At 71.4% G+C, this 23,299-nt stretch carries 25 protein-coding genes and 1 tRNA gene; 13 read left to right on the top strand and 13 right to left on the bottom strand.

Annotated elements, in window-relative coordinates; all coding sequences use genetic code 11:
* The first annotated feature begins 22 nt into the window (after window positions 1-22).
* Entirely contained in the window at window positions 23-805 is a 783-nt protein-coding gene (locus HF995_RS07530; protein ID WP_168447200.1) for a YaaA family protein, read from the top strand.
* 12 nt (window positions 806-817) lie between these two features.
* On the opposite strand, the gene HF995_RS07525 is transcribed toward HF995_RS07530, so the two are convergent.
* Window positions 818-1,558: a zinc ribbon domain-containing protein gene (locus tag HF995_RS07525; protein ID WP_168447199.1), complete on the bottom strand. Its 741-nt coding sequence runs from the start codon at window positions 1,556-1,558 to the stop codon at window positions 818-820.
* 115 nt (window positions 1,559-1,673) lie between these two features.
* Window positions 1,674-2,537 carry a Nif3-like dinuclear metal center hexameric protein gene (locus tag HF995_RS07520; protein ID WP_168447198.1) on the bottom strand — a complete coding sequence of 288 codons (864 nt, stop codon included), beginning with the start codon at window positions 2,535-2,537 and terminating at the stop codon, window positions 1,674-1,676.
* Between the two features lie 65 nt (window positions 2,538-2,602).
* On the opposite strand from HF995_RS07520, the gene HF995_RS07515 reads away from it, so the two are divergent.
* The 4 genes from HF995_RS07515 to HF995_RS07500 all read left to right on the top strand — a co-directional run bounded on the left by HF995_RS07515 (window position 2,603) and on the right by HF995_RS07500 (window position 6,882).
* Window positions 2,603-3,982: a sensor histidine kinase gene (locus HF995_RS07515; RefSeq protein ID WP_168447197.1), complete on the top strand. Its 1,380-nt coding sequence runs from the start codon at window positions 2,603-2,605 to the stop codon at window positions 3,980-3,982.
* Entirely contained in the window at window positions 3,975-4,652 is a 678-nt protein-coding gene (locus HF995_RS07510) for a response regulator (protein WP_168447196.1), read from the top strand. The genes HF995_RS07515 and HF995_RS07510 overlap by 8 nt, the downstream gene beginning before the upstream one ends.
* Window positions 4,653-4,807: 155 nt before the next feature.
* The gene (locus tag HF995_RS07505) at window positions 4,808-5,743 is read left to right on the top strand and encodes an ABC transporter ATP-binding protein (protein ID WP_168447195.1); all 936 of its coding nucleotides are present in this window, start codon (window positions 4,808-4,810) and stop codon (window positions 5,741-5,743) included.
* Window positions 5,740-6,882 (top strand): ABC transporter permease, encoded by a 1,143-nt coding sequence (locus tag HF995_RS07500; RefSeq protein WP_168447194.1) that lies wholly within the window; start codon window positions 5,740-5,742, stop codon window positions 6,880-6,882. The genes HF995_RS07505 and HF995_RS07500 overlap by 4 nt, the downstream gene beginning before the upstream one ends.
* Before the next feature lie 39 nt (window positions 6,883-6,921).
* On the opposite strand, the gene HF995_RS07495 is transcribed toward HF995_RS07500, so the two are convergent.
* Window positions 6,922-7,773 carry an SDR family NAD(P)-dependent oxidoreductase gene (locus tag HF995_RS07495; RefSeq protein ID WP_168447193.1) on the bottom strand — a complete coding sequence of 284 codons (852 nt, stop codon included), beginning with the start codon at window positions 7,771-7,773 and terminating at the stop codon, window positions 6,922-6,924.
* A gap of 28 nt (window positions 7,774-7,801) precedes the next feature.
* Window positions 7,802-8,638 carry an aldo/keto reductase gene (locus tag HF995_RS07490; RefSeq protein ID WP_350308778.1) on the bottom strand — a complete coding sequence of 279 codons (837 nt, stop codon included), beginning with the start codon at window positions 8,636-8,638 and terminating at the stop codon, window positions 7,802-7,804.
* 136 nt (window positions 8,639-8,774) lie between these two features.
* On the opposite strand from HF995_RS07490, the gene HF995_RS07485 reads away from it, so the two are divergent.
* Window positions 8,775-9,203: a ScoMcrA-related endonuclease gene (locus tag HF995_RS07485; RefSeq protein WP_168447192.1), complete on the top strand. Its 429-nt coding sequence runs from the start codon at window positions 8,775-8,777 to the stop codon at window positions 9,201-9,203.
* Between the two features lie 96 nt (window positions 9,204-9,299).
* Here HF995_RS07485 and HF995_RS07480 read toward each other — a convergent pair whose 3' ends face one another.
* Window positions 9,300-9,932, bottom strand: coding sequence for a DUF3060 domain-containing protein (locus tag HF995_RS07480; RefSeq protein ID WP_168447191.1), 633 nt, complete (start codon window positions 9,930-9,932; stop codon window positions 9,300-9,302).
* 202 nt (window positions 9,933-10,134) lie between these two features.
* Between HF995_RS07480 and HF995_RS07475 the strand changes: the two genes are divergently transcribed.
* Window positions 10,135-10,500 carry a hypothetical protein gene (locus HF995_RS07475; RefSeq protein WP_168447190.1) on the top strand — a complete coding sequence of 122 codons (366 nt, stop codon included), beginning with the start codon at window positions 10,135-10,137 and terminating at the stop codon, window positions 10,498-10,500.
* Window positions 10,501-10,549: 49 nt separating this feature from the next.
* Here the strand turns inward: HF995_RS07475 and HF995_RS07470 are convergent.
* From HF995_RS07470 to HF995_RS07460, 3 genes are all read right to left on the bottom strand, one after another.
* Window positions 10,550-10,623: transfer RNA gene (locus tag HF995_RS07470), tRNA-Val, on the bottom strand.
* 36 nt (window positions 10,624-10,659) lie between these two features.
* Window positions 10,660-11,124 (bottom strand): peroxiredoxin, encoded by a 465-nt coding sequence (locus HF995_RS07465; RefSeq protein WP_168447189.1) that lies wholly within the window; start codon window positions 11,122-11,124, stop codon window positions 10,660-10,662.
* The gene (locus HF995_RS07460; RefSeq protein WP_168447188.1) at window positions 11,124-11,555 is read right to left on the bottom strand and encodes a DUF3052 domain-containing protein; all 432 of its coding nucleotides are present in this window, start codon (window positions 11,553-11,555) and stop codon (window positions 11,124-11,126) included. The genes HF995_RS07465 and HF995_RS07460 overlap by 1 nt, the downstream gene beginning before the upstream one ends.
* A gap of 327 nt (window positions 11,556-11,882) precedes the next feature.
* On the opposite strand from HF995_RS07460, the gene aceE reads away from it, so the two are divergent.
* Window positions 11,883-14,624 carry a pyruvate dehydrogenase (acetyl-transferring), homodimeric type gene (gene aceE, locus HF995_RS07455; protein ID WP_168447187.1) on the top strand — a complete coding sequence of 914 codons (2,742 nt, stop codon included), beginning with the start codon at window positions 11,883-11,885 and terminating at the stop codon, window positions 14,622-14,624.
* Between the two features lie 87 nt (window positions 14,625-14,711).
* Here aceE and HF995_RS07450 read toward each other — a convergent pair whose 3' ends face one another.
* The gene (locus HF995_RS07450) at window positions 14,712-15,413 is read right to left on the bottom strand and encodes a hypothetical protein (RefSeq protein ID WP_168447186.1); all 702 of its coding nucleotides are present in this window, start codon (window positions 15,411-15,413) and stop codon (window positions 14,712-14,714) included.
* Between the two features lie 115 nt (window positions 15,414-15,528).
* Between HF995_RS07450 and HF995_RS07445 the strand changes: the two genes are divergently transcribed.
* The 5 genes from HF995_RS07445 (at window position 15,529) to HF995_RS07425 (ending at window position 20,480) form a co-directional block, all read left to right on the top strand.
* The gene (locus HF995_RS07445; protein ID WP_168447185.1) at window positions 15,529-16,758 is read left to right on the top strand and encodes a PucR family transcriptional regulator; all 1,230 of its coding nucleotides are present in this window, start codon (window positions 15,529-15,531) and stop codon (window positions 16,756-16,758) included.
* A gap of 88 nt (window positions 16,759-16,846) precedes the next feature.
* Window positions 16,847-17,839, top strand: coding sequence for an ACP S-malonyltransferase (locus tag HF995_RS07440; protein WP_168447184.1), 993 nt, complete (start codon window positions 16,847-16,849; stop codon window positions 17,837-17,839).
* A complete protein-coding gene (locus HF995_RS07435; protein WP_168447183.1) occupies window positions 17,836-18,837 on the top strand; it encodes a beta-ketoacyl-ACP synthase III in 1,002 nt (333 codons plus the stop codon). The genes HF995_RS07440 and HF995_RS07435 overlap by 4 nt, the downstream gene beginning before the upstream one ends.
* A gap of 47 nt (window positions 18,838-18,884) precedes the next feature.
* Window positions 18,885-19,133 carry an acyl carrier protein gene (locus HF995_RS07430; RefSeq protein WP_098456704.1) on the top strand — a complete coding sequence of 83 codons (249 nt, stop codon included), beginning with the start codon at window positions 18,885-18,887 and terminating at the stop codon, window positions 19,131-19,133.
* A 102-nt stretch (window positions 19,134-19,235) separates the two neighbouring features.
* The gene (locus HF995_RS07425) at window positions 19,236-20,480 is read left to right on the top strand and encodes a beta-ketoacyl-[acyl-carrier-protein] synthase family protein (protein WP_168447182.1); all 1,245 of its coding nucleotides are present in this window, start codon (window positions 19,236-19,238) and stop codon (window positions 20,478-20,480) included.
* A 78-nt stretch (window positions 20,481-20,558) separates the two neighbouring features.
* On the opposite strand, the gene HF995_RS07420 is transcribed toward HF995_RS07425, so the two are convergent.
* The 4 genes from HF995_RS07420 to HF995_RS07405 form a co-directional block, all read right to left on the bottom strand.
* The gene (locus HF995_RS07420; protein ID WP_168447181.1) at window positions 20,559-21,059 is read right to left on the bottom strand and encodes a DUF3145 domain-containing protein; all 501 of its coding nucleotides are present in this window, start codon (window positions 21,057-21,059) and stop codon (window positions 20,559-20,561) included.
* A gap of 158 nt (window positions 21,060-21,217) precedes the next feature.
* Window positions 21,218-21,706 carry a peptide deformylase gene (gene def / locus HF995_RS07415; RefSeq protein ID WP_098456701.1) on the bottom strand — a complete coding sequence of 163 codons (489 nt, stop codon included), beginning with the start codon at window positions 21,704-21,706 and terminating at the stop codon, window positions 21,218-21,220.
* Between the two features lie 76 nt (window positions 21,707-21,782).
* A complete protein-coding gene (locus HF995_RS13865) occupies window positions 21,783-22,616 on the bottom strand; it encodes a hypothetical protein (protein ID WP_286189396.1) in 834 nt (277 codons plus the stop codon).
* Window positions 22,613-23,257 carry a SatD family protein gene (locus HF995_RS07405; protein WP_168447180.1) on the bottom strand — a complete coding sequence of 215 codons (645 nt, stop codon included), beginning with the start codon at window positions 23,255-23,257 and terminating at the stop codon, window positions 22,613-22,615. Before HF995_RS07405 ends, HF995_RS13865 begins: the two co-directional genes overlap by 4 nt.
* Window positions 23,258-23,299 lie beyond the last annotated feature (42 nt).

The following is a 23,299-nucleotide window of genomic DNA, read 5'->3' as shown; positions in this document are numbered from 1 at the left end:
CGGCGGCGGCTAGGGTGGGCGCGTGCTGATCCTGCTTCCCCCGTCCGAGGGCAAGACCGCCCCGTCTTCCGGCAGGCCCGTCGACCTGCACGGCCTCGTCCACGCGGAGCTTGCTCCGGCACGGCGCAAGGTGCTCGACGCGCTCGCGGCGACGTCGGCTCAGGTCGACGCTCTCGAGGTGCTCGGCGTCGGGGCCAGCCTCGCGGACGAGGTCGCGCGCAACACGGCGCTGACGACGGCTCCGGCAGCACCGGGGGCGCGGGTCTACACGGGCGTCCTGTATGCGGCGGCGGACCTCGCCGCCGTGCTCGACGGTGATGACGACGTGGCGCGCGCCCGTCTCGACGACGTCCTGACGTTCTCAGCGTTGTGGGGTCTCGTCCGGCCGACGGACCACGTGCCGGCCTACCGGCTGTCGATGTCGGTGGACCTGCCGGGAATCGGCCCGCTCGCACGGTTCTGGCGTCCCGAGCTCGCGGTGCTCGACGCGCGCGTCGAGGGCGATGTCGTCGTCGACTGCCGGTCGTCGAGCTATGCCGCTGCGTGGCGCGTGCCCGCGGGCGCGGAGCACGTGCAGGTCAAGGTGCTGCGCGAGCTGGCGGGCAAGCGGACGGTCGTCTCGCACCACGCGAAGCACACGCGTGGCCTGCTCACCGGGCACCTGCTGCGCCGCCCCGCCGACCCTCCGCGTACGGCGGCCGAGCTGCTCGACGCCGCAGGCGAGATGGTCGGTGCCCGGCTCCACGACGTCTCGCTCGTGCCGGGCACGAAGCACAGCACGCTCGAGCTCGTCGTCACTGACTAGCTCGGCGAGACCTCAGAACGCGTCATTGCCGCGCACGAGGATGCGGCCCGTGTCCTCGCAGTAGACGATCTCGTCCTCGCTGAGCGCCTTGATCCGCGAGAGCTCGGCAGGGCTGATCGGCATGCCCGACGCCTCGGACCGTCCGTGGCGGAGCGCCGCGACGGCGACGCCGCCGAGGCGTCCGCGCAGCCGCTCGTAGATCGTGACGAGGCCGTCGTCGATCCCGACGACGGTCTTGGCACGCTCGTCCGCGACCGCGCCGCGGAGCCGGTCGAGCTCGACGAACGCGGCGTCGCGCTCCGCCTCGACCTCGGTCTTCGCGGCGACGAGCTTCGCGTGCGCGGCCTCGATCTCGGCGAGGGCCGTCTCGTGCGCCTCGAGGCGCTCCATGACGTCGAGCTCGACCTCTTCGAGGTCACCCTGTCGCTTCGCGAGGGACTCGAGCTCGGAGACGAGCGCCTGCGCATCCTTCGCACCGACGGCACCCGAGTCGAGGCGCGCCTGGTCGCGCTCGGCACGGGCGCGCACCTGCTCGACGTCTGTCTCGGCCTTGGCGAGCTCGCGGCGCAGGTCGCTCGCGGCGGTGCGGGACGCGACGAGGGTCGTCGTCAGGTCGGCGAGCTGGCTGTCGAGCTCGACGAGGCGCGCGAGGGTGGGGTGCTTCGCACGCTGGTGCGCGATCTGGTCGAGGCGGGTGTCCAGCGCCTGCAGGTCGAGCAGACGTCGCTGGTCGTGAGCCGGTGCAGTCGCCATGGGGGGTGCCTCTCGATCGTGTGCTGTTGTCGGCGGCCCGGGAGCGCGCCCGGGTACCACGGTATCCGGTCCGCGCTGCATCGCGGCTCCGCGACCCGGCGCCGTGCGGGTGCGGTCAGTCGCGTGCCGGGCTCGCGAAGCGCGCAGTCCACGGGTCGGTGCGCACCGTGCTGACCCACGCCTCGATCGCGCCTCCTGCGCCGGCGACGTCGGCGACGAGGTCGTCGGCTGCGTACCGCAGCCACGGCCACTCGCTCGCGAAGTGCGCCGTGTCGATCAGGAACGGACGGCCGTCGCCGCGCAGCGCGTCGAGCTCGCGTGCGTCCGAGACGGGATGGTGCTTGAGGTCGCTCGTCACGTACACGTCGGCGCCCGCAGCGCGGGCGGACCCGATCTCCGAGTCACCGGACCCGCCGAGGACCGCGACCGTCTCGACCTGGGCGTCGAGGTCGCCCGCGACTCGGACGCCCTGCGCTGTCGCCGGCAGGACCCGGGCGACGTGCTCCGCGAAGTCGCGCAGCGAAGTCGGGGCGGAGAGGCGACCGACCCGGCCAAGGCCTGTGCCCGTCGCGGACGCAGGTGCCGGGACGAGCGGGCGTGTGTCGACGACGCCGAGGACGTCGGCGAGGGCGTCCGCGACCCCGCGCTTCGCGGCGTCGGCGTTCGTGTGCGCCGCGTAGAGCGCGCAGCCGGCGCGCACGAGCCTGTGCAGCAGGGCGCCCTTGGGCTCGTCTGCGGCGATCGAGTGCACACCGCGCAGCAGGAGCGGGTGGTGCACGACGACGAGGTCGGCGCCCCGTGCGATCGCCTCGTCGGCGACCGCCGCGACCGGGTCGACCGCGAACAGGACCGTGCGCACCGGCTGTGCGGGGTCGCCTGCGACGAGGCCGACGGCGTCCCACGGCTCGGCGGTCGTCGGCGGGTACCGACGCTCGAGGTGCGCGACGACGTCGGACAGCGTGGGCGTCTGGGGGCTCATGCGAGCAGGCTACCGACCTCTCGGGTGCCGGGCTGCGGCGCGGGCGTCCGTGACAAGATGCCGGGGTGAACACGCTGCCTCCGGCCGACCCCGATGCCCCGGGCTGGGCGCGGACCCCGGTCACCGACACGGACGTGCGCCGCGACGCGATCGCCGCCGTCGCCCTCTTTGCGGGGTCGCTGCTGTCGATGGTCCTCTGGACGATCGCGGGCCTGTACGACGACCCGCTGACAGGCCCGGGCGCCGCCGCCCTGCTCGCGGCGACCACCCTCCCCCTCGCGCTGCGTCGCCGCTACCCGGTCCCCGTGCTCGTGGCCGTGTCCGTCGCCTTCATCGCGACGGTCAGCCTCGAGGTGTCCGAGACGCTCATCCTCAACATCGCGCTGTTCACGGCGTTCTACTCGGTCGGCGCGTGGGAGCCGCACCGCAAGCGGGCGACGTGGGCGAGAGGCACGGTCGTCGTCGCCATGCTCGTGTGGCTCGCGATCGGCCTGGTGCAGGCTGCGACCGACCCGGAGACGATCAAGAAGTTCGAGGAGGACGGCGGTGTCGCGGGCGGCATGTTCTCGCCGCTCGTCGCCTACCTGCTCATCCAGATCCTCACGAACGTCCTGTACTTCGGTGCCGCGTGGAGCTTTGGTGAGCGCGCGTGGACCTCGGCGCGCGACCGCGCTCGCAACCGGTGGCGCGACCATCAGCTTCAGGTCGAGCGGATCCGCTCGGAGGCGCAGGCGATGACGATCGCGCGGCTCCAGCTCGCCCGTGAGCTGCACGACGCCGTCGCGCACCACGTGTCCGTCATGGGCCTGCAGACGTCGGCCGCCCGGGCGCTGCTCGAGGCCGACGCGGAGCAGGGCAAGGTGACGGCCGCGCTCGAGCACGTCGAGGACTCGGCGCGGCAGGCGATCGACGAGCTCCACACGCTCATCGGCACGCTCCGCGACGAAGCGACGAGCCCGGTCTCCACGGACGGTCCCGGCGACCGCACCGAGGCCCTCGCGTCGCTCGGCGTCGAGAGCATCCCGCAGCTCGTCGCCGACACCCGCGGCACCGGGACCGGGGTCGACTTCCAGGTGGTCGGCGAGCCGTTCCCGCTCACACCGGTCACGTCGCTCAACGTCTACCGGATCGTGCAGGAGGCGTTGACGAACGTGCGCCGTCACGCGGGTGCGGGCGCCCGCGCGGACGTGCGGTTGCGCTACCTCGACGACGCGCTCGAGATCGAGGTGTCCGACGACGGTGCGGGCGCGTCCCCGGCGCGTCGCTCCGGCCCGGGTGGGCTCGGCATCGTCGGCATGCGCGAACGCGTCGCGGCCGAGGGCGGCACGCTCCACGTCGGCGCCGCGCTGCCGCGCGGCTTCGTCGTCCGCGCGCACCTGCCGCGCAAGTGCACGGGCGTCGACGGGACGCGCACGGCGGTGCGCGTCGGAGGTTCCGATGAGTGACGTCCGTGTCCTGATCGTCGACGACCAGGCGCTCGTCCGTGAGGGGATCGCGACGATCCTCGACGCGCAGCCCGGCATCACGGTCGTCGGGCAGGCGGCCGACGGCGCGGCGGGGCTCGCGGAGGCCCGTCGGCTCGATCCTGACGTCGTCTGCATGGACGTGCAGATGCCCGACATGGACGGCCTCGAGGCGACACGGCTCGTCGTCGCCGACCCGACCATCCGTGCGGGCGTGCTCATCCTCACGACCTTCCAGCGTGAGGACTACCTCGTGGCTGCGCTCCGGGCGGGCGCAGCGGGCTTTCTCCTCAAGAACGCCCGCCCCGCGCAGCTCGCCGAGGCCGTCAGGTCCGTCGCCGAGGGCGACGCGCTCCTCGCTCCAGAGATGACGCGCGCCGTCCTCGAGAGAGCGGTGCTGGGCGCTCCGGCGCCGCAGGTCGAAGCACCCGAACCGTCCCTCCCCCGTGAGGTCGAGTCGCTCACCGAGCGCGAGCTCGAGGTCCTCGACCTCATGGCGCAGGGCCTGTCCAACGACGAGATCGCGGCGCGCCTCTTCCTCGGGCGCGCGACGATCAAGACCCACGTGTCCAACCTCCTCGCGAAGCTGGGCCTGCGCGACCGCGTGCAGGCCGTGGTGTTCGCGCACGAGCACGGCCTCGTCCGGCGCTGAGCCGTTCGCGCGGCCCGCTGACCTGCGCTGCGACGCCCAGGACCACGTCGTTCATCCTCGCGGACTAGCCCGTTCCACCTCGCGGCGGAAGCGTCGGGGACAGCGCCGTCCCTAGGCTCGAACCAGGCGACACCGCCACCGACGAGGGAGTGAACGTGCTGAGGCTCGACCACATCAACAGGTCCTTCGGGGACCTGCGCGCGCTGGACGACGTGTCGTTCGGCGTCGCGCCCGGCCGACTGACCGGCTTCATCGGCGCGAACGGCGCCGGCAAGACGACGACCATGCGCATCATCCTCGGCGTGCTCGCCGCGGACTCGGGAAGCGTCACGTTCGACGGCGCCCCGCTGAGCCACGCCCAGCGCCAGACGATCGGATACATGCCCGAGGAGCGCGGGCTGTACCCGAAGATGAAGGTCATCGACCAGCTCGTGCACCTCGCGAGGCTGCACGGCTACGACCGTGCGGCCGCGCGACGCAACGCGAGCGCGCTCATCGAGAGCCTCGGCCTCGCGGAGCGCGCCGACGAGCCGCTCGAGAAGCTGTCGCTCGGCAACCAGCAGCGCGTCCAGATCGCGGCCGCGCTCGTGCACGAGCCGACCGTCCTCATCCTCGACGAGCCGTTCTCCGGCCTCGACCCGATCGCGGTCGACGTGGTCGTGCGCGCGCTCGCGGAGCGCGCCGGCCAGGGCGTGCCCGTCCTCTTCTCGTCGCACCAGCTCGACGTCGTCGAGCGCCTGTGCGACGACGTCGTCATCATCTCGGGCGGCAAGATCCAGGCCGTGGGCACGCGTGACGGCCTGCGCGACGAGTTCGGGGGCAGCCGCTTCGAGATCGCGACGGGTGGGGACATCGGCTGGCTCCGGGGCGTCCCGGGCGTCGAGGTCGTCGAGTTCACCGGAGGCGACGCGGTGTTCGACGCGTCCCCCGAGACGGCCCAGACCGTCCTGGCCGACGCCGTCGCCCGTTCGTCGGTCGCCCGGTTCGGCAGGCTGCGCCCCACGCTCGGCGAGATCTTCCGCGAGATCACGAGCGAGGCCGCCAGCGTCGAGCAGTCGTCCACCCAGAGCATCGAGGAGACCGTCCGATGAGCACCGAGCACCCCACCCCGCCCAGCTCCACGAGCGCCGCGCTGATCGTCGCGGAGCGGGAGATCATCAGCCAGGTCACGACGAAGTCGTTCATCGTCTCGACGATCATCACGCTCGTCCTGGTGCTCGGCAGCATCATCGCGTCGAGCTTCTTCGCCGACGACGCCTCCGACGTCCTCGGCGGTGGTGACCCCTCCGAGCGGACGCAGGTCGCGGTCGTCGCGGCGACCTCGCAGACGGTCGGCGCGGTCCCCTCGCTCAGTCCGGTCGTCGCCGCGTCCGAGGAGGAGGCTCGCGCTCTCGTCGCCGACGAGACCGTCAAGGCGGCCGTCCTGCCGGGGCCGGAGCCGTCCGGGCTCCTCGTCGTGACCCTCACCGGGGTCGACCACGAGATCATGGACGCCCTCGCCGTCACGCCGACGACCGAGGAGCTCGAGCCGGCCACGACGTCGGAGGGCGTGCGGTACATCGTCGCCCTCGCGTTCGGGCTCGTGTTCATGATGATCGGGGCAGGCTCCGGCGGCATGATCGCGCAGTCGACGGTCTCCGAGAAGCAGACGCGTGTCGTCGAGATCCTGCTCGCGACCGTGTCGGCCCGGGCCTTGCTCGCGGGCAAGATCCTCGGCAACACGGTGCTCGCGCTGGGCCAGGCGGCGGCGATCGCCGCCACAGCGGTGCTCGGGCTCGTGCTCACGGGGCAGGACGAGCTCCTCGGCATGCTCGGCACGCCGATCCTGTGGTTCGTCGCCTTCCTCGTCGTCGGCTTCCTGCTCCTGGCTGCGGTCTATGCGGCAGGTGCGTCGCTCGTCTCCCGCGTGGAGGACACCGGGTCCGTGATCATGCCGGCCATGATGCTCACGATGATCCCGTACTTCCTCGTGGTGTTCCTCAACGAGAACGAGGTCGTCATGACCGTGCTCTCGTACGTCCCGTTCTCGGCGCCGGTCGGCATGCCGGTGCGCCTGTTCTTCGGAGAGGCGCAGTGGTGGGAGCCGCTCGTCGCGATCGTGATCCTGCTCGCGTCGGCGTACGCGGTCATGGCGGTCGCGGCCCGCATCTACTCGGGTTCGCTCCTGCGGACCGGTCCGCGGGTCAGCGTGCGCGACGCGCTCGCGTCGAGCTCGCGTGAGGCCGTCTGACGGCGAGGCGCTAGCACCGGTCAGTGACGCCGGGGGTGGTCAGGCGTGCGGGCTCGTGCCCGTCCCGGACCGCCCCCGGAACTCGTCCATGGTGTTGTAGACGTGGAAGCCCTTGTCGGCGACGACGTCCCACACGCGCGGTGGGAGCACTCCGCGCAGCGCGCGCCCGAGCGGGACCGTCCACGGCGTCGACCGCACCGGGCGGCCCGCGAGCATGGCTCGCCAGGCACGGTCGGTCGCGGTCTGCGGCGTGAGGATCGGGGTCAGCAGCGGACCGCGCACCCCGTCGAACATCCCGGTCGACACGTAGCTCGGGCAGAACGTCGTGACGCGCACGTGGCTGTTGCCCGTGCGCTCCAGCTCGAGGCGCAGCGAGTCGGACCACCCGATCAGCGCCCACTTCGAGGCTGCGTAGACGCTCATCCTCGGGTTGGCGATCGTCCCGGCGGCGGACGCGATGTTGAGGATCCGGGCTCGCCGGCGGCCCGCGATCATCGCGGGCAGGAGCTCCCGGGTGAGCACCATGGGCGCGACCGTGTTGACCTGGATCGTGCTCTCGATGTCGCGGACCTCGTGATCCCAGAAGAGCGCACCGCGCACGACGCCAGCGTTGTTGACGAGCACCTGCGGCGCCCCGCCGTCCGCGAGGTACTCCTGCGCGCGGTCCACGATCGACTGCGTGTCCCCCAGGTTGACCTCGGTCCCGACGACGGTGGCGCGCGGGTGGCGGGCCGTAAGCTCGGCGACAGTCCCGGCGAGAGCCGCGCCGTCGCGGTCCCACACGGCGACGTGCGCCGCCCCCTCACGCAGGGCTCGTTCGGCGTAGATGCGGCCCATGCCGCCGGCCCCGCCCGTGATCAGCGCCCGGGCGCCGTGCATACGGAAGCTCATGCGCACATCCTCCTCCTCGCCGTGCCGGTCAGGGGATCCAGGCCATCGTGTCGGGGTGCGACCCCGTGCGCTCTCCCCGGTCGAGCGCCGTGATGGCCGCCATGTCGTCGTCCGTCAGCCGCAGGTCGAGCGCGCGGAAGTTCTCCTCGATCCTCGCGCGGCTCGAGGCCTTCGGGAAGACGACGTCGCCGCGCTGCACGTGCCACCTGATGATGACCTGCGCGGGTGACGCGTCGTGGCGGCCCGCGATCTCCGCGATCGTCGGGTCGCCGAGGACCGCTCCGCGGCCGAGCGGCGACCACGCCTGCGTGACGATCCCGTGCTTCGCGTCGAACGCACGCAGCTCGTCCTGCACCAGGTAGGGGTGGATCTCGATCTGGTTGACGGCGGGCACGATCTCCGTCTCCTCCATGAGCCGGACGAGGTGGTGCTCCTGGAAGTTGGAGACGCCGATCGCTCGCGCGCGGCCGGACCGGTAGATCTCCTCGAGCGCCTTCCAGCGGGGGACGAAGTCGCTCACCGTCGCGAGCGGCCAGTGGATGAGGAACAGGTCGACGAAGTCGAGACCGAGCTCGTCGAGCGAGCGGTCGAACGACGCCATCGCGTCGTCGTACGTCAGCTGGTTGTTGTTGAGCTTCGTCGTGAGGAACACGTCCTCGCGGAGCAGCCCGCTCTCCCGCACGGCCTGCCCGACCTCGCGCTCGTTGCCGTACATCTGCGCGGTGTCGACGTGCCGGTAGCCGATCTCGAGGGCCTCCCGCACGACCGCGACCGCGTCCCCAGGCTCGACCTTGTAGGTGCCGAAGCCGAGCTGCGGGATCGCTACGCCGTTGTTCAGGACGAGGTGCAGGGTCTGCTGGTCCACGATGTGTCTCCTTGCTGGCTGGTCCTGGTGCTTACCCTGCCACGCCGGTGCGACGGGTGCCGGGAGCGGCACCGTCTTCGTCACACCGGCCCTCTCAGCGGCCGGGGCCGGTGCGCGCGCCGACTACCCTGGCGGGGTGGCTACCTTCTCCTCCGTGACCCGTCAGCACATCCTCCAGGCGATCGCCGAGCACGACTCCCGTGGGAGCGAGAACTTCCTCGGCGTCTACGGTTTCGAGGCTTCGGGAGGGCCGACGATCGTCCACGAGGGCACGAGCTACGACTGCGCCGCGGTCATCGGCGTCGCGCACCGCTATGCGACCGGCCGGACGGCTCTCGCGGAGGAGTTCGACGACGGAGCGATCAAGGTCGTCCGCAACCGCGGGTTCGACGTCGTCGAGCCCGGCGCTGCACGGGCGCCGCGTCGCGCGCCCGCACCCAAGCGCACCGCCGCCGCGAAGCCCGCCTCCACGCGTCGTCCCGCCGAGCCGGAGCGTCCCACGGCCATGTGCCCCACGTGCTTCATGACGCTCCCGGCGACGGGGATCTGCGACAACTGCGCCTGACGAGCGCAGGACCGCGACTATGCGCGCGACAGCAGGAGTGACGGACGAGGGCCTCGCGACTGAGTCGCGAGGCCCTCGTTCACGTCCGGACGATCGTCAGCGCGACGTGCGCACCTTGATGACGTTCCCGGTCCCGCTAACCTTCACGGTCTTCGCCTTGCCGGTCGCCGCCTTGACGTAGTTGTTCGCCCCCACGACACGGAGGCTGCGCAGGCTGGTCACCTTCACGTTGTTCCCGCTGCCGCGCACAACCAGCGTCGTGGTCTTCCCTGCACGGAGCTTGGTGCTCGCACCTTCGAGGCGGGCCGTCTTGAGCTTGTTCTTCACGGTGATGCTCACGTTGCTCGCATCTGTCTTCAGTGTTCCGAGCGAACCTCCGACCTTGAGGTTCACGCCGGTACCGGTGATCGACGCCTTGCCGACGTTCTTCGCGACGCGAACCTTCGCGTTGCTGCCCTTCACGCTGAGCGCCGTGGCAGAGGGCAGCGAGACCGTCACGCCTGTTCCCGTGATCGTGACCTTGCCGCACGCGCCCTTCAGCCGGTACGTGCCGAACGAGCGGGAGAGCTTCACGCTGCCGCGGCTGCAGTCGATGGCCGTCGCACTCGCGGCGACAGGAGCAGCCGGGGCCGGGAGCGCAGCAGCGCTCGTCGCGAGAGCGACGGAACCCGGGATACCGAGAGAAGCAGCGATGGCGAGTGCCGACAGGCGGCGAGACACACGAGTCACGGAAGGCTCCAGAGGTTGGCGACGACGTCTTCCCGACCGTACCCAGCGTCCCTCGCTCTGTCCTGTTGAACCGTGACAAGAGCACAACCGTCCCCGAGGAGGCTTCTACGCCTCACAGGCGCACCCGACATGGGGAACCGCGCGACCCGTGTCGGGCATCATGGTCCACGGAGCCGGCAGGCGACACGACAAGGAGGCACACGTGAGCACCGTCTTCTACTGGGCTGAGCACTCGCCGTACGGCCCGTCGCTCGAGTTCGTGTGCCAGGCCGAGGGCCTCGCCCAGGCGCGTGCGCTCGCCGACTCTGCCGACGGGCTGGGGCGGCCGAGCAAGGACGACCGTCTTCGCTCCAACCATCCGCTTGCCGCCGTCGCCGCGCGCCATCCGGGCGACCTGCTCTGGCGCGTGCGACGCGAAGACTTCCGCCCGCACTCACCTGAGGAGCCGCCGTGGCAGGTGGGCGCGGAAGGCGCGCGCCTCCTCCGCCAGGCCGACGTCGACCGGTTCACCGAGGTCCGCGAGGCCGCGGTCGTGAGACGGCGAGAGCGCCGCAAGCGTGCGCGCTGACGTCACTTGAGACGCAGAACGACACCTCGGGCGACCGAGGTGCCGACGGTGGGCCCGGAGGGACTCGAACCCCCGACATCCACGGTGTAAGCGTGGCGCTCTAACCAGCTGAGCTACAGGCCCTGGTGAACAGGCAGCCGTCAGACTACCTTGTCGCCGTCACAGGAGCGCGAGCGCCTCACGATAGCCGTCGAGGTCCCTGCGCTGCCCGCGCAGGTTGACGACCGCCCAGCGGACGATCCCCTCCGCGTCGATCAGGAAGCTGCCGCGCACAGCGAGGCCGTGCTCGTCGTCGAACACGCCGAACGCCTGCGCGGCCTCACCGTGCGGCCAGAAGTCCGACAGCAGGTCGAACCCGAAGCCCTCCTGCTCTGCCCACGCCTTGAGCGAGAAGACCGGGTCGCACGAGACCGCGAGGAGCGTGACGCGCGCGTCCTCGAACTGATCGAGGTTGTCCCGCAGCTCGCACAGCTCCCCCGTGCAGATCCCCGAGAACGCGAACGGGAAGAACACCACGAGCACGGGGCCGCCGCGCAGCGCCGACAGCGTCACGGGCGTGCCGTGCGTGTCCTGCAAGGTGAAGTCAGGCGCGACGTCACCGACCGCGAGCGGCACCGTCTCCATCAGCGGCCGCGGCCTCGCGTGCCGAGCTTCGTCGCCGACCAGTCGCGCGCGATCGAGAACGTGCTCGTCACGTGCAGGCCCGCCGTGCTCGCGGCCTCCTGGATGTCGTTGTGGCCGACATGGCCGTCGCGGCCCGGCTTGGGGGTGAAGACCCAGATCGCACCACCGTCGTCGAGGACGGTCTGCACGTCCACGAGCAGGTCCGTCAGGTCGTCCTCGCCGTCCCGGTACCAGACGACGACGCCGTCAGTGACGTCGTCGTAGTCCTCGTCGACCAGGTCCGTCCCCGTGATGTCCTCGATCGCCGAGCGCAGGTCGTGGTCGACGTCGTCGTCGTACCCGAACTCCTGGACGACCATCTCCCGGTCGAATCCCAGCTTCTCCGCCCCCGCGGCGCTCGTCGCGTCCTGGGGGTCCGTGCTCGTGGCCACCTGTGGTTCCCGTTCCTTCCGAAAAGACTCCAGCGGGCACCGCCCGCGCGTTGTCACCTGTGTCACAACGCCGCCCGCAGTACCGGCACCCCGCGACGAGGCGCCCACTGGCAAAGGTAGTGCACGGCAGCCGCCCGCACCCACCTCGGGTGTCACGAGGATCACGGCAAAGATCGGTGGACACGGTGTGACTTTGCCGCGACTTTGAGAACACAATGGTCATCAGGACCCGTGCGGCGCTACCGCGCCACGAGCTCAGGGTCCGGACTGGGAGCACCGGGGCGCCAGCCCCTCGGAAGTGCTCATGACGAGATAAAGAGGTTGCTGGTGGCTTCGCACGACGAGACCCGACCGCTCATCAACGGTCTGCTCAGCCAGGTACCGGACATCGACCCCGCCGAGACAGGTGAGTGGGTCGAGGCGCTGGACGGCCTGATCGACGAGCGTGGCGGACCCCGCGCCCGATACGTCCTGCTCAACCTGCTCAAGCGGGCGCGCGAGCGCAACGTCGCCGTCCCGACGTCGCTCAACACCCCCTACGTCAACACCATCGGTGTCCACGAGGAGCCCTACTTCCCGGGCGACGAGGTCATGGAGCGGCGCTACCGCTCGTGGATCCGCTGGAACGCCGCCGTCATGGTGACGCGCGCGCAGCGTCCCTCGGTCGCCGTCGGCGGGCACATCTCGTCGTACGCCTCCGTCGCGACCCTCTACGAGGTCGGCCTCAACCACTTCTTCCGCGGCAAGGACCACCCGGGCGGCGGCGACCAGGTCTACTTCCAGGGCCACGCCTCCCCCGGTGTCTACGCGCGCGGCCTCCTCGAGGGTCGTCTGAACGAGCACCAGCTCGACGGCTTCCGCCAGGAGATGTCGCACCCAGGCGGCGGCCTGCCGTCCTACCCGCACCCGCGCCTCGCCCCCGAGCTGTGGGAGTTCCCCACGGTCTCGATGGGCCTCGGCCCAGCCTCGGCGATCTACCAGGCGTGGACCAACCGCTACCTGCACGAGCGCGGCATCAAGGACACGTCCCAGCAGGACGTCTGGGCCTTCCTCGGCGACGGCGAGATGGACGAGCCGGAGAGCCGCGGCATGCTGCAGCTCGCCGCGCAGCAGCAGCTCGACAACCTCACGTTCGTGGTCAACTGCAACCTGCAGCGCCTCGACGGCCCGGTGCGTGGCAACGGCAAGATCATCCAGGAGCTCGAGGCGCAGTTCCGCGGCGCCGGCTGGAACGTCATCAAGGTCATCTGGGGCCGCGAGTGGGACGTCCTGCTCAACGCCGACAAGGACCGCGCGCTGGTCAACCTCATGAACCAGACGCTCGACGGTGACTACCAGACGTTCAAGGCGAACGACGGCGCGTACGTCCGCGAGCACTTCTTCGGGCGCGACCCGCGCACCAAGGCGCTCGTCGAGAACATGACGGACGACGAGATCTGGGAGCTCAAGCGCGGCGGCCACGACTACCGCAAGATCTACGCGGCGTACTCCGCGGCACGCGCCCACACGGGCCAGCCGACGGTCATCCTCGCGCACACGATCAAGGGCTACGGGCTCGGCTCCGGCTTCGCTGGTCGCAACTCGACGCACCAGATGAAGAAGCTCAAGAACGAGGAGCTCAAGGCGCTGCGCGACTCGCTGCACATCCCGATCACGGACGAGCAGATCGACGCCGAGCCCTACCTGCCCCCGTACTACAACCCGGGACCCGAGGACCCGACGGTCCAGTACATGCTCGAGCGTCGCCGCGCGCTCGGCGGGTTCGTCCCTGAGCGTCGCGCGAAGTACGAGCCGCTCAACCTCCCGGGCGACAAGACGTACGAGCTCCTCGCCAAGGGCTCGGGCCAGCAGGAGGTCGCCACGACGATGGCGCTCGTCCGGCTGTTCAAGGACCTCGTCAAGGACAAGGAGATCGGCAAGCGCATCGTGCCGATCATCCCCGACGAGGCCCGCACGTTCGGTCTCGACTCGATCTTCCCGAGCGCGAAGATCTTCAACACGCTCGGGCAGAACTACCGCGCGGTCGACTCTGACCTCATGCTCTCCTACAAGGAGTCCGAGGCCGGGCAGATCATGCACACGGGCATCAACGAGGCCGGCTCGGCCGCCGCGTTCCAGGCGGTCGGCACGTCGTACGCGACGCACGGCCAGCCGCTGATCCCGTTCTACTTCTACTACTCGATGTTCGGGTTCCAGCGGACGGGCGACCAGTTCTGGGCCGCCGGCGACCAGCTCACGCGTGGCTTCCTCATCGGTGCCACGGCTGGCCGCACGACACTCACGGGCGAGGGGCTCCAGCACGCTGACGGCCACTCGCCGCTGCTCGCCGGGACCATGTCGCACGTCGTGCACTACGACCCCGCGTACGGCTACGAGATCCGCCACATCGTGCGCGACGGCCTCGAGCGCATGTACGGCGAGGGCGACCGGGACCCGAACGTCATCTACTACCTCACGGTCTACAACGAGCCGATGGCTCAGCCGGCCGAGCCGGAGAACGTGGACGTCGAAGGCATCCTCCGCGGCATCCACCGCATCCACGAGGCGCAGGGCGAGGGGCCGCGGGCGCAGATCCTCGCGTCCGGTGTCGGCGTGCTGTGGGCGCTCGAGGCAGCCAAGCTGCTCGCCGAGGACTGGGGGGTCCAGGCGGACGTCTGGTCCGTGACGAGCTGGCTCGAGCTGCGCCGCGACGGCCTGGCCGTCGACGAGCACAACTTCCTCAACCCGGGAGCGGAGAAGAAGGTCGCGTACCTGACGACCAAGCTCCAGGGTGCGGAGGGGCCGTTCATCGCGACGAGCGACTACGACAAGCTCGTGACCGACCAGATCCGCAAGTGGGTCCCGGGCGACTACGACGTGCTGGGCGCCGACGGCTTCGGCTTCTCGGACACCCGTGCCGCCGCTCGCCGCCACTTCAAGATCGACGGTCCGTCGACAGCGGTCCGCGTCCTCCAGTCGCTCGCTGCTCGCGGCGCGGTCGCGCCCGACGCTGCAGCACAGGCGATCGCGAAGTACAGCCTGCACGACGTGCGCGCAGGCACGTCCGGCACGGCGGGTGGCGACTCCTGACCGGTCGGACCCACCGATGACGAAGACCCCGTCACCCGATTCCGGGTGACGGGGTCTTCGTCGTTCAGGTCTGAGGGAGGAGGAGCGTCAGGCTCCTCCGCCGACGCCCGACTCGCTCATCGCGATCTTCGTGCGCAGCTCGGCGGTGATCCGCTCGACAGCCCCCTGGTCAGCAGCGAGGGCGAGCGACTCGAGGTGATGCTTGGCCTCGCCGAGCCTGCCAGCGTCGAGCGCCGCCAGGATCAGCTGGCGCCCCGCCTCGACGGTGTGCTCGCGCGGACGCCAGTGCCCGACGCCGAGGCCGCTCGCCTCGGTCGCGTGGCCGGACTCGCGGAGCATGACGATCGCGGCCGTGAGCCCGTCACCGGACGAGTCGCGCTCAGCTGCGGTCGCGAGGCGGCGCATCGCCCCCTCGAAGTCCTCGTCGATCGACAGCCGCGCGAGCTCAATGAGCGGGTACCAGGCGCGCGGGTTGCCGGCAAGCTCCTCGGCGAGCGCCCAGACGGCGAGGTCGCCCTGTCGGCGACGCTCGTCCTGGTAGCTCTCGTCCACGTGCTCGGCGGCGAGCGGGTCCTCGTGGTGCCCGGTCGACGCAGCGCGCTGGCGGACGATCTCGACGAGCGCGCGGAAGGCGCGCTCGTTGTTCGGGTCGTCGGTCAGCATCGCGCGGAGCGCGTCCTCGTGCGGCCGGTCGCCCGGCCGTGCAGCGGTGGTCGGGCGACGCGTCCCCACGGTCGAGGCGGAGGTCGTCTTCCTCATGAGCTGGCGGAGCTTGGGCAGGAGACTCATGAACCCACCTTAGGCGTCTCTTGACGATTCCTCACCCGCCAAGCCGGATCCTGATACCTCCTGCATCTTCCGTGATTTGTGCGTTCCCCACAATCCAGGGCCGTATGCTCGACCCATGAGCCGTGCTACCCCCGCGCAGGACCGCGTCGATCCCGCGACGGCTGCCAACCCGGCCGCACCCGAGGTCGAGGACGACGAGCACCTCCGGCGCGTCCGCGCGGGCACAGGCCTGCTCACGAAGGCCGCGCTCAAGCAGCTCGACGCCGAGCTGTCCTGGTACCGCGACCTCCCTGCCGAGGACAAGTCGTGGATCGTCCTCGTCGTGCAGTCCGCGATCGCCTCGTTCGTCGCTTGGTACGAGGAGCCGACGGGCGCACCGAGCGGCGTCTCCGAGATCTTCTCCGCAGCCCCGCCGGAGCTCACGCAATCGATCTCCCTGCAGCACACGCTCCAGCTCGTCCGCGTGATCGTCGACGTCGTCGAGGCGTACTCGGACGAGCTCGCGGTCCCGGGTGCCGAGCGCGACCTGCGAGAGGCCGTCCTGCGGTACTCGCGCGAGGTCGCCTTCTCCGCCGCCGAGGTGTACGCACGTGCGGCCGAGATGCGCGGCGCGTGGGACGCGCGCCTCGAGGCCCTCGTCGTCGACGCGCTCATGCGGGGCGAGTCCGACGACGCGGTGCGCTCGCGCGTCGCCGCGCTCGGCTGGTCCGGGTCCGCGCACGTCCTGGTCATGGTCGGGACGACGACGGAGCAGCTCGACGAGGTGCGTGCGGCCGAGCTGCGCCGCGCGACGCGTCGCGTCGTCGACGACTCCCTCGTCGGCATCCAGGCGAACCGCATCGTCCTCGTCCTCGGCGGCGGGCCGGACCTCGTCGAGGCTGCCCGCTCGCTCGTCCCGCGCTTCGGTCCTGGTCCGGTCGTGCTCGGGCCCGTCGTCGGCGGCATCGGCGAGGCCGGCCGTTCCGCGACGGCGGCGCTCGCCGGGCTCGCGGCCGCGGCCGCATGGCCGCAGGCTCCTCGGCCGGTCCAGGCGGACGACCTCCTGCCCGAGCGCGTCCTCATCGGCGACCTGAGCGCGCGCCGCACGCTCGTCGACCAGGCCTACACGCCGCTCGCAGGCAGCGCGGGCGCGACGCTCGAGACGCTGTCGGCATACCTCGGCACCGGTCGGTCTCTCGAGGCTGCGGCCCGCAGCCTCTACGTCCACCCGAACACGGTCAGGTACCGCCTGCGCAAGGTCGCGGAGCTGACCGGGTGGGACCCGCTCGACGCGCGCGAGTCCTTCGTCCTGCAGGTCGCGCTCGCCCTGGGCGAGCTCGTCCGGGCGGACGCCACCCACGCATGAGCCGTTGTAGGTTCCTCACAAGTTCGTTTCCCGAGCTTCGTGCGCGTCGTGACGCCCGGGGCCGTCCTGTGGAAGGCAAGGTTGACGGGTGATCGCAGTACTGTGCCCAGGACAGGGCTCCCAGACCCCCGGCATGCTCGCCCCCTGGCTCGAGCTGCCCGGTGTCGGTGACCGTCTCGCCGAGCTCTCGGAGGCGGCGAAGGTCGACCTCCTCGCGCACGGCACGGTGAGCGACGCCGACACCATCCGGGACACGGCCGTCGCACAGCCGCTCATCGTCGCGAGCTCGCTCCTCGCATTCCGCGAGGTCCTCGCAGACCGCTCCGCAGCCGACGTCGTCGACGTCACCGCGGGGCACTCCGTGGGCGAGCTGACTGCCGCGGCCGTCGCGGGCGTGCTCGACGACGCTGGCGCCGTCGGGCTCGTCGCGCACCGCGCCCGCGCGATGGCCGCCGCGGCCGCTGCGGTCCCGACTGGCATGAGCGCCGTCGTCGGCGGCGACCCGGACGACGTGCTCGCTGCGATCGCGGCCGCGGGCCTCTTCCCCGCCAACGTCAACGGTGGCGGCCAGGTCGTCGCCGCGGGCTGCCCGGACGGTCTCGCCCGCCTCACCGCGAACCCGCCGGCACGCGCTCGGGTCATCCCGCTCCAGGTCGCGGGCGCGTTCCACACGACGTTCATGCAGAGCGCCCTCGACGCGTTCGCGCCCGTCGCCGCCGCCTGGCCCGCACGCGACCCGCAGCTCCCGCTGCTGACCAACGCAGACGGCACCGCGTACGGCTCGCGCGGAGCGGGAGCGTACGGTCACGGCACGGGGACCGACGTCGTCGAGCACCTCGTCGCACAGATCGTCGCGCCCGTGCGGTGGGACCTCTGCCAAGAGACGCTGGGGGCGCTCGGCGTCACCGCTGTGCTCGAGCTCGCGCCCGGCGGCGTCCTGACCGGCCTCGCGAAGCGCGCGCTCAAGGGGGTCGAGCTGCTCGCGATCAAGACGCCCGACGACCTCGACGCGGCGCGCGACCTCGTCACGCGGCACTCCGTCACCACCCCTGCCACCACCACCGAGGAGACCACGGCGTGACTCAGCTCAAGCAGGCGACCGGACCGCAGTTCTCGCGCATCCTCGCGATCGGCGGGGTACGCGGCGATGTCGTCGTCACGAACGACGACATCGCCGGCCCGATCGACTCGTCGGACGAGTGGATCCGGCAGCGCACCGGCATCGTCACGCGCCGCCGCGCGACCGGCGACGTCGACGTGCTCGACCTCGCGACCGCCGCCGCCGAGGACGCCCTCGCGCACGCAGGCCTCACCGGCGCCGACATCGACGCCGTGATCCTGTCGACCGTCACCTACTTCGCGCAGACGCCCGCAGGCGCCGCGATCGTCGCCGACCGCATCGGTGCCACCCCGGCCGCCGCCTACGACATCTCGGCCGCGTGCGCCGGATACTCGTACGGGATCGGTCAGGCCGACGCGCTCGTCCGCTCCGGCGCGGCCCGCCACGTGCTCGTGATCGGCGCCGAGAAGATGAGCGACTTCATCGACCCGACCGACCGTTCCATCTCGTTCCTGCTCGGCGACGGCGCAGGCGCGGCGATCGTGGGCCCGTCCGACTTCCCCGGCATCGGACCGACGGTGTGGGGCTCCGACGGCTCGAAGGCCGCGACGATCGGCCAGACGCTGAGCTGGCAGGAGTTCGCCGCCACCGAGGACGCGCCGTGGCCGACGCTCCGCCAGGACGGCCCGTCCGTCTTCAAGTGGGCCGCCTTCCAGATGGCACCGGTCGCGCTGCGCGCGATCGAGGCCGCTGGCCTCACCCCCGCAGACATCGACGTGTTCGTCCCGCACCAGGCCAACATGCGGATCATCGACCAGATGATCAAGCAGCTCGGCCTCCGTGAGGACGTCGTCGTCGGCCGGGACATCGAGGACACGGGCAACACGTCCGCCGCCTCGATCCCGCTCGCGACCGAACGGCTCATCCGGGAGGGCACCGCCAAGACCGGTCACGTGCTGCTCCAGATCGGTTTCGGCGCCGGCCTCGTCTACGCGGCCCAGGTCGTCATCGTCCCCTGACCCTCAGTCCACCCAGCTTCACCCACACCCAACCAAGGAGAACACCCATGGCTCACACCGAGAACGAGGTCCTCGCCGGGCTCGCCGAGATCGTCGCCGAGGAGACGGGTCTGCCGGCAGACACCGTCACCGCCGAGAAGTCCTTCACCGACGACCTCGACATCGACTCCCTGTCGATGATGACGATCGTCACGCACGCCGAGGACAAGTTCGGCGTCACCATCCCCGACGACGAGGTCAAGAACCTCACGACCGTGGGCGACGCCGTCTCGTTCATCACGAACGCACAGGCCTGAGCCTCCCGGTCCCACCGGACACCGTGCCGGTCGGCGCGTGCGCTCGCGCCCGCCGACCGGCGCCGCCGCACCGCGGCCCCTCCCCACCCGACAGGAGTCACCATGACCACCGTTCCCGACGTCGTCGTCACCGGCCTCGGTGCCACCACGCCTCTCGGCGGTGACGTGGCCTCCACGTGGCAGGCCGCCCTCGCTGGCCAGTCCGGCGCTCGGACCTTCGAGAACGACTGGGCCGAGAAGTACGGCATGCCCGTCAACTTCGCTGCGACGATCAAGGTCGCGCCCGAGGAGGTCCTCGCGCGCCCCGAGCTCAAGCGGATGGACCCATCCACGCAGTACGCGATCATCGCGTCGCGCGAGGCGTGGGCTGACGCTGGCATCACCGATGTCGACCACGACCGTCTCGGCACGGTCGTGTCGTCGGGCATCGGTGGCATCTGGACCACGCTCGACGCGTGGGACACGCTCCGCGAGAAGGGCGCACGCCGCGTCCTGCCGATGACCGTGCCCATGCTCATGCCGAACTCGCCGACGGCGTTCGTGTCTCTCGAGCTCGGCGCCCGTGCCGGTGCGCACGCGCTCGTGTCGGCGTGCGCGTCCGGCGCCGAGGCCATCGCGTACGGCGTCGAGATGATCCGCTCGGGTCGTGCTGACGTCGTCGTCGCAGGCGGCACCGAAGCGACGATCCACCCCATGCCCATCTCGGCGTTCGCCGCGTCGCGGACGCTGTCGCTGCGCAACGACGACCCCGCAGGCGCGTCGCGCCCGTACGACGTCGCGCGGGACGGCTTCGTCATCGGCGAGGGCGCTGCCGTCGTCGTGCTCGAGTCCGCGGCTCACGCCGCGGCCCGCGGCGCCCGCGTCTACGGGCGCATCGCCGGACTCGGCCTCACGGCCGACGGCTACCACATCACGTCCCCCGAGCCCTCGGGTGCGGGACAGATCCGCGCGATGCAGGCCGCGCTCGAGGACTCGGGCGTCTCCGCCTCGGATGTCGTGCACGTCAACGCTCACGCGACGTCGACCGTCGTCGGCGACCTGATCGAGGCGCGCTCCGTGCGCGGCGTGCTCGGGGCGGACGCGGACCACGTGGCGCTGTCCGCGACGAAGTCCATGACCGGGCACCTCCTCGGCGGCGCCGGCGCTCTCGAGACGGTCTTCACCGTGCTCGCCCTGCACGAGCGAACCGCTCCCCCGACGATCAACGTCTCGGACCCCGACCCCGAGCTCGTCCTCGACCTGGTGCGCGACACCCCGCGCGACCTGCCGTCAGGCGACGTCGCGGCGATCAACAACTCGTTCGGCTTCGGTGGGCACAACGTCGCGCTGGTCGTGACGTCGGCCTGAGCCAAGCGGTACGACGAAGGGCGCCTCCCGTCGGGGAGGCGCCCTTCGTCGTGCTCTGGGAAGCGGTGCGGAGCCGGGTCAGCCGACGCGGTGGAGCCAGCGCACGGGGGCGCCGGCGCCGGCGAACCGGAACGGCTCGAGCTCGTCGTCCCACGACTGCCCGAGCGCGAGGTCGAGCTCTTGCTTCATGCGCTCGGCGTCGCCGGCGTGCGCGAGGGCGGCACGGACACGGTCCTCCGGCACGACGATGTTGCCGTGGACGTCCGTCGCCGCATGGAAGATGCCGAGCTCAGGCGTGTGGCTCCAGCGAGATCCGTCGACGCCGCGGCTCGCTTCCTCGGTGACCTCGTAGCGCAGGTGCGTCCAGCCGCGCAGCGCGGACGCGAGCTTGGCGCCGGTACCTGACGGTGCCTGCCACGAGTGCTCGGCGCGGAGCATGCCAGGGGCAGCGGGCTGCTCCGTCCAGTCCATCGACACGCGTGTACCGAGGACGTTGGACGCCGCCCACTCCATGTGCGGCACCAGCGCGCGGGGCGCTGAGTGCACGAAAAGTACACCGCGGGTGATCGAACCAGCCATGTTGTTCCTCCCAGAGTCGAGGTTCGTCTTCCCCAACGGCCTCTGACCTGCAGGAACGGGTGTTCGCGCGGCGTGCAGCTTCCATCATGCCCCATGACGGCGGCAAAGGCGAGGCCCGGCGCCCGCCGAAGCGGCGCGCCGGGCCTGGCTGCCGTGCGTCAGAGCTGCTCGCGCAGGGCGCGCATCGCCTTCTTCCGCACCGAACGCTCGAGGCGGTCGATGTACAGGTGGCCGTCCAGGTGGTCGACCTCGTGCTGGAGGCAGCGGGCCATCAGCTCGGTCCCCTCGACGACGACCGGGTTGCCGTCCAGGTCGATGCCCTCGACCTTGGCGTACCAGGCGCGCTTGGTCGGGTACCAGAGCCCCGGCACGGACAGGCAGCCTTCGTCGCCGTCCTGGTACTCGTCCTCGGAGAGGTCCACGATCACCGGGTTGAGGATGTAGCCGATCTCGTCGTCGATGTTCCACGAGAAGGCCCGCAGGCTGACGCCGATCTGGTTCGCGGCCAGGCCGGCACGACCCTCGTCGTCGACCGTCTCCACGAGGTCCTCGACCAAGCTGCGCACACGGTCGTCGATCGTCGTGATCGGGTCGCACGGCGTGCGGAGCACAGGATCGGGAAGGATGCGGATCTCTCTCATGGCCATGAAGGCGATTGTTTCATGGATCGCCCTGTGGTTTGCGGAGACGCGAGCCCGCTGCCTCCGGACGTGGCCCGACCGGTCAGCCACGCAGGAGGAGCCGCACGAGCAGCACGCCCCCGCCTGCCGTCGCCCAGCTGACGAGGCTGCCGATGAGGAACTCCTCCGCCTTGGTCCCGTGAGCGCGGTCGGCGGAGATCTCCGGGAACCGGACGATCCCCTTGGCTGCGAGCACCGCGGCGATCACCGGATAGGCGCCGGCGAGGCCCAGCGCGAGGACGAGCAGCCGCTCGAGCGGGCCGATCAGTCGACCGCCCCGCAGCAGGGGCCCGGCGGCGTCGAGCGACGGCGCCCGCACGACCGCCGCGACGTCACGGCCACGGATGCTCAGCCGCCACCCGCCCTGTCCGCGCTCCGGGCGCGCCTGCGCTGCGCGCCCGGGAACGCCGTCGACGTCCTCTCGACGCGCCCGGGCGAGGGCCGCGCGCGTCACGACGTTGGCGGTCCGGGTCAGCGCGAGCACGACGGCGATCACGCCGAGCGCTACCTCGACGGAGACGGCCGCCGTCCCCGAGCCGAGCGACGTGCGCGCCCAAGCCCGCACGAACGGCCCGGTGAGCTCGCGCGTCGGCGCGAGGGCCCCGACGACGAGCACGACGGCGAGGACGAGCGCCGGCCACAGCCGGCGCGACTCCCCCGGCCCCTGCACGGGCATCGTGAGCGACCACGCTCCTGCGACCGCCGCAGCGCCGAGGGCCACCAGCAGCGGCACGCCGGCACCCAGGACGAGCGCTGCCGCGACGACGAGCACGGCCGCGCCGACCCACCACGCGCCGCGACGGAGCGCCTGCACGGCCGGGACCTTGCGCACCAGGTCCGCGACGGCGACGAGCACGAGCACGGTCACGGCGATCATCGAGCAACCTCCTGCAGCAGGCGGAGCGACGCCGCGACTGCGGCACCGCCGGAGCGGCGGAGCGACTGCGAGACCGCGGGCTGCGTCACACCGTGGGCGGCGGCGATCTCCGCCTGGGTCTGCCCGAGAGCGCTCGCCCCGGCGTACGCGCGTTGAGCAGGGGTCATGGCGTCGAGCATGCGGTCCCGCAGCACGAGCTGCGAGGTGAGCAGCGCGTCAGCCTCAGGGTCCGGGGTGGACGAGACATACCAGGTCCGGGTGTAGGGCGCGTCTGCGTCGGCACGTTCGTGGGCCTCGTCGATCGCAGCGCGTGCGGCCCACCAGGCGGAGCCGTCCTGGATCGGCACTCCCGTGGCGCCCGGGGCGACGTCGCGGATCTCTCCACGCCCGATCCCCACGCGGACGTCGAGCCCGTCCGGGAGGAGGAGGCGGGCCACCCCGGCGGTCCACACGGCGTCGGCGAGCCGCGTCGCGACGGCCTGGAACTCGTCCCCGACGGTGGCCCAGAGCGGGACCTCGAGCGGGACTCGCTCCCCGGCGCGTGCGAAGGCCCGCTCGACGTCCTGCTGCGCGGCGGCGCGATCGGGGAGGTCGCGAGAGCGGACGATGTCGACGATCAGGGCATATCGATCGCTTATCATTCTGCCACTATAAGCGAATCGCTTATATCTGGCTAGATATAA

It is taken from the genome of Sanguibacter hominis ATCC BAA-789 (genome assembly GCF_012396185.1).
Lineage (GTDB): Bacteria > Actinomycetota > Actinomycetes > Actinomycetales > Cellulomonadaceae > Flavimobilis > Flavimobilis hominis.
Note: the sequence above shows the minus strand (reverse complement) of the source record. Positions and strands in the feature narration are given on the sequence as shown.

Excerpts from the sequence above, each read along its gene's own strand:
- HF995_RS07450 (WP_168447186.1), bottom strand. The coding sequence starts at position 15,413 with ATGAGTCTCCTGCCCAAGCTCCGCCAGCTCATGAGGAAGACGACCTCC.
- HF995_RS07405 (WP_168447180.1), bottom strand. The coding sequence starts at position 23,257 with ATGATAAGCGATCGATATGCCCTGATCGTCGACATCGTCCGCTCTCGC.
- HF995_RS07500 (WP_168447194.1), top strand. The coding sequence starts at position 5,740 with ATGAGCACCGAGCACCCCACCCCGCCCAGCTCCACGAGCGCCGCGCTG.
- HF995_RS07465 (WP_168447189.1), bottom strand. The coding sequence starts at position 11,124 with ATGGAGACGGTGCCGCTCGCGGTCGGTGACGTCGCGCCTGACTTCACC.
- HF995_RS07420 (WP_168447181.1), bottom strand. The coding sequence starts at position 21,059 with ATGGCTGGTTCGATCACCCGCGGTGTACTTTTCGTGCACTCAGCGCCC.
- HF995_RS07510 (WP_168447196.1), top strand. The coding sequence starts at position 3,975 with ATGAGTGACGTCCGTGTCCTGATCGTCGACGACCAGGCGCTCGTCCGT.
- def (WP_098456701.1), bottom strand. The coding sequence starts at position 21,706 with ATGGCCATGAGAGAGATCCGCATCCTTCCCGATCCTGTGCTCCGCACG.
- HF995_RS07520 (WP_168447198.1), bottom strand. The coding sequence starts at position 2,537 with ATGAGCCCCCAGACGCCCACGCTGTCCGACGTCGTCGCGCACCTCGAG.
- HF995_RS07525 (WP_168447199.1), bottom strand. The coding sequence starts at position 1,558 with ATGGCGACTGCACCGGCTCACGACCAGCGACGTCTGCTCGACCTGCAG.
- HF995_RS07445 (WP_168447185.1), top strand. The coding sequence starts at position 15,529 with ATGAGCCGTGCTACCCCCGCGCAGGACCGCGTCGATCCCGCGACGGCT.
- HF995_RS07425 (WP_168447182.1), top strand. The coding sequence starts at position 19,236 with ATGACCACCGTTCCCGACGTCGTCGTCACCGGCCTCGGTGCCACCACG.
- HF995_RS07495 (WP_168447193.1), bottom strand. The coding sequence starts at position 7,773 with ATGAGCTTCCGTATGCACGGCGCCCGGGCGCTGATCACGGGCGGGGCC.
- HF995_RS13865 (WP_286189396.1), bottom strand. The coding sequence starts at position 22,616 with ATGATCGCCGTGACCGTGCTCGTGCTCGTCGCCGTCGCGGACCTGGTG.
- HF995_RS07430 (WP_098456704.1), top strand. The coding sequence starts at position 18,885 with ATGGCTCACACCGAGAACGAGGTCCTCGCCGGGCTCGCCGAGATCGTC.